The sequence below is a fragment of the Wolbachia endosymbiont of Mansonella perstans genome, assembly GCF_020278605.1.
In the GTDB taxonomy this organism is placed as follows: Bacteria; Pseudomonadota; Alphaproteobacteria; order Rickettsiales; family Anaplasmataceae; genus Wolbachia.
This window is the reverse complement of sequence record NZ_JACZHU010000024.1, coordinates 1-12,503: the sequence shown is the minus strand read 5'-3', so window position 1 is coordinate 12,503 and position 12,503 is coordinate 1. Positions and strand designations below refer to the sequence as shown.

Genomic DNA, 12,503 nt, shown 5'->3' with positions numbered 1-12,503 from the left:
TACGCTGCTGGTATCTTTACCTTCACTACTATAAGTCCTTATTTTACCTCTCTTGAATTATTATGGAAAGAGCTATAAATTCGCTAATCGCAGGAGAACTTTTTAATTTACCGTTGGGATTTGGTATAACAATTGAAAAGTTTGATCAAGACTTAAGCAAAAACTTTTTAAACAATATGACTGAAGACTTTCAAGTTGCACCGTTTCCACGTTGATTAAAAAAATACCTTATGTTTGCTCTTTAACGCACCTCTTGATGTATACCCCTCCACTTTTCTCTGGCAAAAATCCACCAACTTGTGCATTCCATAGGGTTTTATACATTCCATTTTTATCGAGCAATGCTTGGTGCGTGCCGTCTTCTACAATTTTGCCTTGATCAAAGACTAAAATGCGACCCATATGCAAAAGTGTAGATAAGCGATGGGCTATTACTATTGTAGTTTTGCCTTGCATCAACTCCCGTAGGGACTTTTGAATATCACTTTCAATCACAGAATCAAGTTGTGAGGTTGCTTCATCCAAAATTAATATAGGAGCGTTTTTTAAAATAGCTCTTGCAATTGCAATGCGTTGTCTCTGTCCTCCTGAAAGTTTTACACCTCTTTCTCCAACGAGTGATTCATAACCCTGAGGTAATTTTAAAATAAATTCATGGGCATGCGCACGTTTGGCAGCCTCTATCACTTTATCATCGCTAGCATCTGCTTTGCCATAGCGAATGTTTTCCATCAGAGTTCTATGAAAAAGCGATGGATCTTGTGGAATCATTCCGATATTTTTGTGTAGAGAATCCTGGGTTACATTGCGAATATCTTGTCCATCAATTGAAATTTTTCCAGACTTAACATCATAAAGCCGGAGGATCAGGTTCACAAATGTCGATTTACCACTACCTGAATAACCAACAAGCCCTACTTTTTGACCAGATTTAATTATTATGGATTTATTTTCAAATATTGGTTCTGCATCTTTATAGTAAAAATGAACTTGATTGAAAATAATTTCCCCTTTTTTTATGACCAGATCTGCTGCATTTGGCTGATCTTGGATTTCAGGAACCGCAGTAATTGTCCTCAAAGCCTGAGTAATCCTTCCCCATGATTTGTAAAATTGTGAGAAGTCTCTGGCTATCATCCAAAGAAAATTAGCTATTGCTATATTAACAGTCATGACGAAAGCAAAGTCTCCAGTAGTAATCAGTTCTTGTTCCCTTCCTTTAACTAAGAAATACAAGTTAAGTATTTGCATAATTATGAATGAAAAGCCATAGAAAGTAAAAATCCACGTATACAGCCACTGAAGGCTTTGCTCTGCTTTAACAGCTTCGCTATGAGTAGCTTGCAAAGATAATCTTTCTTGGTATTTGTTGGCAAATAACCTTACAGACATGATATTTGAGAATACATCTACCATTTTGCCAGTAATGCTTGAGACAAGCTCTGACCACACATCTGCAAGACGCGTTACCTTCTCTGCAAGCAGGAAAGAAGACAGAACAAATAGTGCTGACCAAGTCAGCATCAATAAAGCAAAGCTGATATTCACTTGCCATAAAAAATAAACTCCAATGCCAAGTGCAAATGCGCGACTTACAAACCTATCAATCATAATTTGTACAATATCCGGAATATAATTTGTCAAATCATTAACCTTGTTAGCAAGACTGCCAGAGAAGTTATTTTGGTAGTAGCTATTATCTTGGTTTAATAATATGACAATACTTGATTCAACAATGTTTTTACGTAGGTTAGGAATCATCTTAATTTCAAAAAAATAGTTGTATAGCCTGGCAATGCATTCAAGTAAAAGTAATATCAGTACGTAAGATATGGTAGGAGTTGCTATATTATAAAAAAGATTATCTGCAGCTGATGTTGAAGCACGGTCTATAATAATTTTTATCAAGTACGGACTAAAGGAAACATCGACAGCCCAAACCAATGCTGCTAGCAATACTATTGTAATATGAAACAGGAATGGGTGCAGCATTTTTAGAATGAAAGATATGACCTGCTTTGTTGTGATATCATTCATTTGAACCACGCATAGAAGTGCTAATCAATTTGAAAAACTTGTGCTACCTTGTATTATAGCAATCAAAAATAAAAAAGGGAAATAACTGTGCTCAACATACAAAATAAAACTTCACTTTGCAGGCAATGGATATTCTTAGCAGTATGTACCTTGCTTGCTCTGGATTGCTGTCAATAATTGTTATTTTCTACGACTGCCTTTTCTCTCCTCTCTCATTCCTTCTGCACAATACACTTTTGATAATGCGCTGGTGATACACGTGAACTTGTCAATTTGGGTATGGATGTGCTCTATAATATCCCTGCTCTTTATCAGAAGTCTATAAAACACCAACAATTGGCTCAACTTTTTATGGATTCTCTCAATCCTTTCCATGCTGCTGGTGTTCATATCCGCATTTGTTCCAAACACTTAAGCGATCAAAAGTAACTATATACCTGTATTACAAGGCAAATTGTTTTTATTTGAGCTCAGTTTGTTTATTACCAGCATATTGGCAAATGCAGTACTCAGCCACATGTCAAATAAACAAGCTTCTTACCTTTCTGTTGAACAAATTGGACTGGTCATTATACTTGTATCGTCATTTCTTTGCTTTGTTCTAGCCAAAAAAAATATGCCTACAGGTCTGTATCACTCAGATAAAAGTTTATTTTACGAGTATCTCTTCTGGGGAGACGAACATTTATTACAATTTGCCTTCGCTCAAGGAATGTTTTTAGTTTATTTGATAATACTAAGTTACAGCATCAATCTAGCTTAAAACAATAGAATTTTACCATTTACCGATATTTATCAACACGATCTTGGCTGTAGGCTCGCCGTTTGCATATTTTGTTTATTCAGTGGATAGTGCTGAATTGATAAGGTTTTTTACTTGGCACATGAAAATTGCTGAGGCAGTTTTGCCGTGTTTCTTATACAATGCTCGTATATCGCAATATAAAAGCCTTACTGAATGATAAGGGTGACTATTTACTGCATTCATTTGTATTATTTATCTGTGGAGGCATGCTTGGAATGCTGACTATTGAGGGGAATGTCACAATTCCTGCTCATTACCATGGTTCTGTGGTTGGTATCACTATAGCTTTTATGAATTTGTCTGTTGCCAAAACTAGCCTGTAAAGAGATAAAAAGCTCTGTGGTAAGATTACAGATTTATGCATGCAGTTTGGGAGATTTTTTCCATATTACTTGTCTTGTATGGCTTGGTGGATATGGCATCTTAAGGAAAGTTGTAGATTTACCAAGCATTTCGTTGATGCTAGCACATATCTGTTTCATTATGGGTGGAGCTGTATCAGTTGTTGGTGGAATGTTGTTCGTAATAATTGTGCTTTTATCTCTGCTTAAAGGCAGGGCGCGTATCAACTAAGAAACGGAACTAAAAAAACTACTTAACAACCTTCGCCTTCATCCTTATTCATAGTATTGAAGCTATTATTTAGCTTCAGTCCGTACAGATTAAACAACAAAAAACTCAATGTAATTGGCATCTTGTGTTTAGTTTTTTGCACTATGTGCACCTCATGTCTTTATAAACTTTCAAGGTTTTTACCTAAATATAAGCTAAAATGCGTTTATTAAAACGTTTAAGACAATAAAAAAATGCCAATTTAAAAGATAGATAGTAAATAACTAGCTAACAAGGTTTCTTTTGCCTTTTTTTATTTGGTAAAAATTTTAATATTTATGGCCAGTTGCAATTTATGAATTGGGTAGAATGTTGTCATTCCAGCGCGTGACGCTTGCATGATTAAGAGAAAACAGGAACCTAGACTGTAATTTTCGATTTAACCCAGTGATACAATTTACTTATTTTACCATCCTGGCTGAGCGTTCTGGGACTATTTTTATAAAAAGTATTAACTATTAGTTTTATAGAACCTATGGCAGCAGAAAATACAGGATTCTTATCGTATTCGCCATCAAGGCCACTACACGATTTAGGGCATCCAATACGGACTTGCTTATTGAATATATAGCTTGCAATTTCTTTCATGCTTGTGAGCTGACTGGTTCCGCCTGTGATGACTACTTTGTTAATCGTGTCTTTCTGCTCCCGAAATTGCTCTTTTACTAGTTCAAGTATTTCTTCGATTCTCGGTCTTATAATGCCAATAAGTTCAGACTTGAGCACTTGGGTTGGCTCATCACTTTCATTATTTTGCACTGTGATATACTCGTTTTCATCTATTGAAGTCACGATAGTATTGCCGTATAGTATTTTTATGCGCTCTGCATGTTCTATACTTGTACATAACCCATAAGCAATATCTTGAGTGATATGAATGCCACCAATTGGAATGCTGTCTGCATATATAAGTTTCCCCCTTTTAAAAATTCCGATTGCAGTGTACCCACCTCCTATATCAACAATGGCAGTTCCGAGCTCTTTCTCATCTTCACTTAGACAAGCAAGACCTGCAGAGTATGAAGATGCAATACAGCCGGCCATACTTAGCCCACTGTTGTTGGTTACGCAGTTTTCAATATTGGTAAGTGCTGAACGAGAAGCAGTGACAACATTAACCTCAGCAGATAATCTTTTTCCATACAATCCAATGACTTCTTTTATGTTGGTCATGTCATCTAAGTGATATTTTAACGGTATATTGTGAATGATAACATTTCCCTCAATATATTTCTCAAATGTTTGAAAGACTACACGTTTTATGTCCCGGTCAGAGATTTCATGATTGGCTGCAATAATTTCATTGTGCAAATTGAAAGATGAAATTCCACATCCGGCAATATTAATATATATCTGATCTATAGTTTCCTCTGATACTTGCTCAGCCAGACCTATAGTTGATAAAATGGAGTAATTTGCATACTTTACGTCGGTTATTGATCCACCACTTATACCCTCTGCGATCTTATAACCTGCTCCTGTTATTTCATAACTGAAGTTGCCACTGACTTTAACGATTAGACAGATAATCTTTGTTGTGCCTATGTCTAAAACAGCAAAAACACTTCCCCTTGGCTTTATTATTACTGCAGAGTACATCAGTTGACCTTATGGCACAATTCTATTTAAATTGTAACTTTCTTTAATAGTTTATATTCTATTATAAAAATACAGCAACATTTTAATATACCCCAAACACTAGACAAAGGAAAAAATAAAACATAGAGTTATAATTTTATGTCTAAATTACCAATTGTAATTGCCCCTGATGAAAGGTTAACTACACGTGCAAGCGGAGTAACGGCTATAAACGATGAAATTAAAGAATTAGTAAATGACATGTTCGAAACTATGTACGATGCAGATGGTATTGGCCTTGCTGCAGTGCAGGTTGGAGTACTAAAAAGAATTTTTGTTATGGGTGTTCAGCTGAAGGACATTGAAGGCGGGCCGGCAGGATATAAATCGAATGGCAAGTTTTGCATGATTAATCCTGAAATCACGGAATCATCTGATGAGCAAATAATTCTCAAGGAAGGATGTCTTTCAATTCCAGAACAAAGTCACGAAATTAAGCGTCCGAAGTATTTAACTGTAAAATATAAAGACTTAAATAATGAGGAACGGATGCTAAAAGCTAGTGGTTGGCTTGCGAGATGTATTCAGCATGAGCTAGATCATTTAAATGGTATATTATATATTAGACGTTTGTCTAAATTGAAGTATAATATGGCCATAAAAAAGGCACAAAAGATCAAGAGGCACTATGAGCGATGAGGATTTAGAAATATTAAAATTTTACCATGAAGTGGGCGTTGATTGTACGCTAACAGAAAGCGAGGAAGAAAAAAAAGTCAAAAATAAGGAGGATAATAAAGCTGTGCAGCCTCCTGTCGTCCAACAAAAAAAAGAACAACAAACCATGTTCCCAAGTGACTGGATAATTGAAGCAAGGAAACTTGCAAGTAAATGCAGTAGTGTGGATGAGCTAAGAAGTGCAGTTGTATCATTTGAAGGTTGTGAAATAAAGAAAACTGCAACCAATACTGTTTTTTCCGATGGTAATCCAAATGCGAAAATTATGCTCGTTGGTGAAGCTCCGGGAGCAAATGAAGACCTGCAAGGCATACCATTTTGCGGTGCAAGCGGGATGTTGCTTGATAAAATGCTCGGTGCAATTAATCTTGATCGCACTAAAGTTTACATAAGCAATACCATATTTTGGCGTCCACCTGGTAACAGAAAACCAACTGACCTGGAACTTGATATGTGCAGGCCATTCGTCGAAAAACATATTGAGCTAGTTTCACCGCAGATTCTAGTTCTGGTCGGAGGAATCGCGTGTTATAGCCTACTTGATAACACAAAAACTATATCGACCCTGCGTGGTAGGTTTCATACGTATACTAACCAATATTTGTCTAATTCAATTACCGCAGCTGCTATATTTCATCCAGCTTACCTACTTCGCCAACCAGCGCAAAAACGTTTAGCTTGGGAAGATTTGAAGAAGATTAGGGACTATCTCCAATAACTACACAAATACCTAATAAAGTAGTAAAACAATAGATATACTGTAATTGTAATTACAGTATATCTACCAACAGTTCGTTGTTCCACTACGTGTTAGCGGATGAGATCAACTATGTTTTTTTTTAATTTTTTGTTTGTAATTTGTGCCCGTTCAACAGAGTGGTAAAATTAGGTAGAAAGATTCTCTAAAAAACTAATTATATAGTAAAAGTGAGTTTACAACAAACGATGTAAGTAGCCCTACGATGTCGTCCAAGTAGCTGGGCATTGTGATCTAATCTTTCCGTGATAATTAATGTTATATTTTAACGTAAAGCAGCTACTTTTATGTTTACCTACTTGATAAAGTTCCTAGATTCCAGCGTCACACACTGAAATGACACCATTGTAGTAGGTTTAAATTACAATGTTCGTGCAGATGTGTGTCACATGCTGAGGTGGCAATGGTGTCAGGTAATAGGAGATACTTCCTTATTTCCAGCGGTTTTTTCTTTTGTTTCTGCTTCTTTAATTTTAGAGTCAGGTTTTGGTGTTTCATCTTTAACATAATCGTTTGAGGATTCGACAAGTTTTTCTTCTGGTTGTATTACTTTACCTGATGGTGTTCCTTAGCTTTCTTAGCAAGTTCGATTACAATAGCTACTTCAATTGCAGTTACAATTGTAAGTGCTAATGCGTGTATTCTTACTATGGATAAGGACTCTAATGCTGCTGAAAAAGATGTTAAGGAATCTACTTCACACATTGAAAAAGCACCGCTCGCAGCAATACAAGCTCCAGCTACGATGTTTCCAATAAACATCAAAGGAGCTAAGAACAAGGGCTGATAATCATCAGGCTGTTGAGTCAACTCTTTCTACGCTATTGAAAGAAAAACGTAAGCTGCTATTGATAATACTATGGAAATAGCGCCAACAATGCCATCCACTATACCTACTACCAGAAGTTATGGAGTAGTAAAGCTTAATGTAATAAGCGGGAGGGATATGACTGAGATAGTATTGTGGAAATTGCACCTATCACTTTCAGGATAGAAGTCCTTTTGAATCTAAGAGTTTTTTAATTCCTTTGAATAATATTAAAGAGGATACCTATACACATTACAGCACAAAGCATTGCTATTTTTATTATAGCTGTTGATATAAGTGTTACTAAATAAGCTATATTCATTAGAACTTTACCCATGATTTTAATAATATTCTAATTATAACATACCATAATAAAAAAGTCACTCCCACACCTTGGGTTATAGCTTTACTATATCCTAAAAACTAGCTAAAATGGACAAACATTTACGAATTGAATTGGTGTGCAATCAGCAAACAAGGGTATTGGTATCAACAATACTCTGCAGAATCGCAATATGGTATGACCATATGCTCTTTATTGATCTGGTTAACATAATCAGTAGAGAGTTTTGTCCTGCAAAAGATGTTTACCACAACATATTGCAATTGTTTGGAATTGCAGGACTGAGCGCTATGGTAAGGCCACTTGGCGCATCTGTATTTGGTCACATTGGTGACAGGTATGGAAGGAGGGTAGCGTTAACAATTGCCATCTTGCTAATATCGATTCCTTCTAGCCTCGTTGCGTTTATTCCAGGTTACAGCCGGATAGGTGTAGCTTCTACTATGTTGCTTCTTGCAATCCATCTAACACAAGGGATTGCGCTTGGCGCTGAACAAGGAGGCAGTTCTGTTTATCTCACAGAGCATTTACCTAATAAGAAAAAGCTAGGAATGTTTTTTGGAGTAATAAGTTTTGGTCGCTCCATTGGCGTTTTGCTTTCTGTGGCGATAGTGGTTATCTGTAAAAAAATCACTGACTTTAACGCTTGGGGTTGGAGAATACCGTTTACTTTTTCAGCTGTTTTGGGACTGATTAGTGCATATAGTATATACACATTAGGAGAAACTCCAGCATATGAAAAAAGTCGAAAACAAAGGAATTTACCTGATTTGCCAATAATAAAGCTTATAAAACTCTACAAGAGAGCTCTTGCACTTGCTATTTTAATATCTATACCTGTTAATGTTGCTGTTGGATTCACCATGTTTCTTAGAACAATTGCAAAAGAAATAGTATCGGTTGAGACGTATATAACAACATATGTCAACGAAACTGTGTTGATTATAACCAGTGTATTAATGCCGATATCTTCAATAGCATTTGGAATGCTAGCTGATAAGGTCGGAAAGGAGCGCACTGCAATCCTATTCATAGTAATTACTATGGTACTGTGTTGTCCCATATTATCTATTGCATACCACTATAAAAGTTATCTTATAATTATGCTTAGTGTGATGGTTCTCTCTATAATAGAAAGAGGTATAAATCCTATAGGAATAGTTGCATCCGAACTCTTCCCCACGAATGTTAGATTTAGTGGAGTGAGTTTATCACGCAACATCTCTTATGCTTTGCATGGTGGATTTACTCCTATGATATGTACTTGGTTTACTATAACATTCCCTCAAATAAACTTTGCTGCTGGGCTTTATATAATCTTCTGCTTATTGGTCAGTTTGGTGGCAATATTGCAAATAAAACCACAAGATAAAAATTTTGATTGGTAAAAATTCTGGTATAAATCATACACTTTCCGTTAGTGAAATCGAAAGGGTTGCAAGATTAAAAGACACTCAACTTAACCAGTATACGCTGGAATGGCTAAGCCTAATTAGGTTCTCAGTTTCTCAAAAAAATCTTTTAGCAAAAAAGAGCACTCTGTTTCTAATACCCCGCCATAAACTTCAGGTATGTGGTTACAAAATTGAAATATTTTAGCACCATTTTTAATTCCTCCACCTTTTGGATTATAGGCTCCAAAATATAATCGTTTGATTCTTGCAAAGGAGATGGCTTGAGCACACATTGGACACGGTTCTAATGTTACATACACATCAGCATCGCAAAGTACTGACGTTGAAAGCAATTTGCATGCTTGTCTAATCACTAACATCTCCGCATGTGCAGTTGGATCATTGGATATGTTGTGCGCGGAAGAAACAACATTGCTTCTACTCACTATTACAGCGCCTATAGGAACTTCATCACTCTTTTGGGCAAGTTTTGCTTGTTCTATTGCAAGCTCCATATATCGGTACCTAAACACTTTCCTCTGCTGATCTTCTTTTTTTAAATTGTATTAGCTGCTGCCTTAATAAAAGATACAAAAAGAGGATGAGGAGAAAACGGTTTTGATTGAAACTCTGGGTGAAATTGCACGCCGATAAACCATGGGTGGTTTTCCAGCTCCACTGCCTCTATACACGTTCCATCTTCTGATATACCACTGCATATCAACCCATTTTTTTCTAAATCATCTTTATAGTCTGAATTGATTATGTATCTGTGTCTATGCCTTTCCGAGATAGTAATATCACTATACGCATCTGCCATTTTGGAACTTGGGCTTATATTACATTTACACGCCCCAAGTCTCATAGTTCCACCAAGGTCGATGTTCTTATTGTCAGCTAGCTTAATGACCGGATGTTTACAGGTACAAAATTCTTCGGAGTGTACATCTTCAAGCTTAATGACATTGCGAGCAAATTCAATAACTGCAAGCTGCATACCAAGACATATTCCAAAAAATGGGATATTACGCGTGCGAGCATAACTTATTGCCGGTATTTTACCCTCTACTCCATCATCACCAAATCCACCTGGAACAAGGATTGCATGAGAATTCTGTAATTTCTCTTCTATTGGTTTTTTGTCGATAGGTTCTTCACTCTTCTCCCTTGAGTTAATCCAATTTATTTTTACCTTAACCTTATTACTAATTGCACCATGATTTAATGCTTCAACTAGCGATTTATACGCATCAGGGAATTCAGTGTATTTTCCTACTATAGACACAGTGACTTCCCGTGTTGGGTGTCTCATAGAGCGTACTATTTGATCCCACTCACTTAAGCTTGGTTTTGTCTTGTTCAAGTTAAAATGTTCCAAAACTTGTGTGCCAAGTCCACATTGGTTATATAAGACTGGCAGCTCATATATATGGTTCACATCAGGAGCAGGTATTACATTAGGCAAAGAAACATTACAAAGATTAGCTATTTTTCTTCTTTGATTATCAGAAATTTCTTTCTCGCTACGGCATAATATAATATCTGGTTGCAACCCCGCAAAGTTTAACTCTCGAATTGAATGCTGTGTTGGTTTTGTTTTTAATTCTTGTGCTGCAGTAAGGTATGGCACCAAAGTCAAGTGTATAAGGATAACTCTTTGTTTTCCAAGCTTATAGCTGATTTGACGTATGGCTTCCAAAAAAGGTTGGCTTTCAATATCACCTACAGTTCCACCGATTTCACATATTATAAAATCTAAACCTTCCGTACCATTAAAAATAAACGACTTGATTAAATCTGTCACATGAGGAATAACTTGCACAGTTTTGCCCAGATAATCACCATGCCTTTCTTTCTTCAATAACTCATGATATACTTTACCAGTTGTTATATTGTCGTCTTTGTTTGCTTTAATCCCGGTAAAGCGCTCATAATGCCCAAGGTCCAAATCAGTTTCAGCACCATCTTCTGTGACAAATACTTCCCCGTGTTGAATTGGGTTCATTGTTCCAGGATCAATATTCAGATACGGATCAAGTTTCCTGATGCGGACCCCAAAGCCATGAGCCTGAAGAAGTGCGCCTATACTTGAGGCAACTAAACCCTTGCCAAGTGATGAAACAACCCCACCTGTTACAAAGATAAATTTAGCTTCCTTCATCAATTTTCAAAAGGAACAAAGGTAGATTCATTTTCTTGTTTTTTTTCTAGTATAATCTTTTCTGCAATTGACTTTTTATGCACATCTTTTGAACATAATCCTGATAATAATAATGTGTTTATGATAAATAATCCGGCAACTATAGCCGTTGTTTTACTAAGCGGATTTGCGGAAGATTTCACCGGGATCATTGAATTGGGCCCTTGCTGTGAATTGCTAAAGCCACTCAGCGGGCTACTTCCAGGTGGCCTCAAAAGTACTAAAATTACTAGAACAACAACTAATGTTATTTGGAGTACACTGAGTATCGTTACTGACATTATAATAGGGATGAAAATAAAAATTTTATGGGCATGAAGTGCATCAGTCAAGAGATCTATTCAAGTAAACGAGCGTTTTATCTGGAATAACAGAGGTTTATAAAATATTTTACCTTAAGATCCTAATTTCTTAATTATAGGAAATTCACAGCAAGCAATTTATTAATGGTAAAAGATTACAAAAAAGGGTATAGAAAGCACTTAAGAGAGAAGATTATTCTGGATAATGGACAATCACTGCTCGACTATGAGGTTTGAGAGCATATTTTGTACTCAGCATACAGTAGAATTGATTTAAAGCCCAAAGAGTCTGATAGAAAATTTTGGTAATTTTAATAAGGTTTTTAACGCTGGTTTAGAAGCACTGCAAAACATTGGTGGGGTCAACAATGCAGCTATATCTGCCATTTTTTGTGTAAAACAAGCCTTTGTTCACTCTGCAAGAGAAGAGATAAAGGACCTGCCTATAATCAATAATTGAAAAAAAATTGCTTGATTACTTAAGAATAAGCATAAGAAGCCTCAATAAGGAAATTTTCGCGCATTTACATGAATAAAAGGTATCGTATAATGGCGGAAGACATGCAAAACGTTAGTGCAATAGATCAAACTCCCCTTTATGTTAAGGAAATCATAAAACGCGCTCTTTTAATTGGCTCAACGTCTATTGTAATATCTCACAACCATCCAAGTGGAGATACACAGCCTTCAAGTAGCGATATGCCCCTCACTAGGTAACTAGCGGAGGCTTGTAAAAGTGTAGGAATAGAATTAATAGATCGGCATTATCACATTCGATAGCTATTTTAGTTCCAAGGAAAACAGGCTGTTGTGAAAGCTTTTATAGCTACAGTAGCTTATGTTTACCAATGTTCTGAAGAGAGGAAGATGAGTCAAAAAACTACTTGAAAAATTCTTTCAACTCCCTTTATAACAGCAAGGATGTTTCT

General features: G+C 36.2%; 13 protein-coding genes. 7 read left to right on the top strand and 6 right to left on the bottom strand.

The features are described from left to right. Nucleotides 1-62: 62 nt before the first annotated feature. A complete protein-coding gene (locus IHO13_RS02260; protein WP_225538084.1) occupies nt 63-215 on the top strand; it encodes a hypothetical protein in 153 nt (50 codons plus the stop codon). Between the two features lie 13 nt (nt 216-228). Here the strand turns inward: IHO13_RS02260 and IHO13_RS02255 are convergent, their stop codons facing one another. Continuing rightward, a complete protein-coding gene (locus IHO13_RS02255; RefSeq protein ID WP_225538083.1) occupies nt 229-2,037 on the bottom strand; it encodes an ABC transporter ATP-binding protein in 1,809 nt (602 codons plus the stop codon). Between the two features lie 924 nt (nt 2,038-2,961). Here IHO13_RS02255 and IHO13_RS02250 point away from each other — a divergent pair. Next, nucleotides 2,962-3,165, top strand: coding sequence for a hypothetical protein (locus tag IHO13_RS02250; protein ID WP_225538082.1), 204 nt, complete (start codon nt 2,962-2,964; stop codon nt 3,163-3,165). Between the two features lie 16 nt (nt 3,166-3,181). Further along, entirely contained in the window at nt 3,182-3,415 is a 234-nt protein-coding gene (locus tag IHO13_RS02245) for a hypothetical protein (protein WP_225538081.1), read from the top strand. Between the two features lie 399 nt (nt 3,416-3,814). Here the strand turns inward: IHO13_RS02245 and ftsA are convergent, their stop codons facing one another. Further along, nucleotides 3,815-5,053: a cell division protein FtsA gene (gene ftsA, locus IHO13_RS02240; RefSeq protein WP_225538080.1), complete on the bottom strand. Its 1,239-nt coding sequence runs from the start codon at nt 5,051-5,053 to the stop codon at nt 3,815-3,817. A gap of 138 nt (nt 5,054-5,191) precedes the next feature. Between ftsA and def the strand changes: the two genes are divergently transcribed. Beyond that, a complete protein-coding gene (gene def / locus IHO13_RS02235) occupies nt 5,192-5,731 on the top strand; it encodes a peptide deformylase (RefSeq protein ID WP_225538079.1) in 540 nt (179 codons plus the stop codon). Next, entirely contained in the window at nt 5,721-6,488 is a 768-nt protein-coding gene (locus tag IHO13_RS02230) for a uracil-DNA glycosylase (RefSeq protein ID WP_225538078.1), read from the top strand. Before def ends, IHO13_RS02230 begins: the two co-directional genes overlap by 11 nt. Before the next feature lie 585 nt (nt 6,489-7,073). Here the strand turns inward: IHO13_RS02230 and IHO13_RS02225 are convergent. Continuing rightward, complete coding sequence (locus tag IHO13_RS02225; RefSeq protein WP_225538077.1) at nt 7,074-7,292, bottom strand: hypothetical protein; 219 nt, start codon at nt 7,290-7,292, stop codon at nt 7,074-7,076. Nucleotides 7,293-7,794: 502 nt separating this feature from the next. On the opposite strand from IHO13_RS02225, the gene IHO13_RS02220 reads away from it, so the two are divergent. Next, entirely contained in the window at nt 7,795-9,066 is a 1,272-nt protein-coding gene (locus IHO13_RS02220) for an MFS transporter (RefSeq protein WP_225538087.1), read from the top strand. A gap of 104 nt (nt 9,067-9,170) precedes the next feature. Here the strand turns inward: IHO13_RS02220 and IHO13_RS02215 are convergent, their stop codons facing one another. The 3 genes from IHO13_RS02215 to secG are packed head-to-tail and all read right to left on the bottom strand — an operon-like array spanning nt 9,171 to nt 11,553. Then, complete coding sequence (locus IHO13_RS02215; RefSeq protein WP_225538086.1) at nt 9,171-9,587, bottom strand: nucleoside deaminase; 417 nt, start codon at nt 9,585-9,587, stop codon at nt 9,171-9,173. 41 nt (nt 9,588-9,628) lie between these two features. After that, complete coding sequence (locus tag IHO13_RS02210; protein ID WP_225538076.1) at nt 9,629-11,233, bottom strand: CTP synthase; 1,605 nt, start codon at nt 11,231-11,233, stop codon at nt 9,629-9,631. Then, nucleotides 11,233-11,553, bottom strand: a complete 321-nt coding sequence (gene secG, locus IHO13_RS02205) for a preprotein translocase subunit SecG (RefSeq protein ID WP_225538085.1) — start codon at nt 11,551-11,553, stop codon at nt 11,233-11,235. Before secG ends, IHO13_RS02210 begins: the two co-directional genes overlap by 1 nt. 549 nt (nt 11,554-12,102) lie before the next feature. Here secG and IHO13_RS02200 point away from each other — a divergent pair. Continuing rightward, a complete protein-coding gene (locus IHO13_RS02200) occupies nt 12,103-12,291 on the top strand; it encodes a JAB domain-containing protein (protein WP_225538075.1) in 189 nt (62 codons plus the stop codon). Nucleotides 12,292-12,503: the final 212 nt, after the last annotated feature.

Excerpts from the sequence above, each read along its gene's own strand:
- IHO13_RS02260 (WP_225538084.1), top strand. The coding sequence starts at position 63 with ATGGAAAGAGCTATAAATTCGCTAATCGCAGGAGAACTTTTTAATTTA.
- IHO13_RS02255 (WP_225538083.1), bottom strand. The coding sequence starts at position 2,037 with ATGAATGATATCACAACAAAGCAGGTCATATCTTTCATTCTAAAAATG.
- IHO13_RS02250 (WP_225538082.1), top strand. The coding sequence starts at position 2,962 with ATGCTCGTATATCGCAATATAAAAGCCTTACTGAATGATAAGGGTGAC.
- ftsA (WP_225538080.1), bottom strand. The coding sequence starts at position 5,053 with ATGTACTCTGCAGTAATAATAAAGCCAAGGGGAAGTGTTTTTGCTGTT.
- def (WP_225538079.1), top strand. The coding sequence starts at position 5,192 with ATGTCTAAATTACCAATTGTAATTGCCCCTGATGAAAGGTTAACTACA.
- IHO13_RS02230 (WP_225538078.1), top strand. The coding sequence starts at position 5,721 with ATGAGCGATGAGGATTTAGAAATATTAAAATTTTACCATGAAGTGGGC.
- IHO13_RS02215 (WP_225538086.1), bottom strand. The coding sequence starts at position 9,587 with ATGGAGCTTGCAATAGAACAAGCAAAACTTGCCCAAAAGAGTGATGAA.
- IHO13_RS02210 (WP_225538076.1), bottom strand. The coding sequence starts at position 11,233 with ATGAAGGAAGCTAAATTTATCTTTGTAACAGGTGGGGTTGTTTCATCA.
- secG (WP_225538085.1), bottom strand. The coding sequence starts at position 11,553 with ATGTCAGTAACGATACTCAGTGTACTCCAAATAACATTAGTTGTTGTT.
- IHO13_RS02200 (WP_225538075.1), top strand. The coding sequence starts at position 12,103 with ATGAATAAAAGGTATCGTATAATGGCGGAAGACATGCAAAACGTTAGT.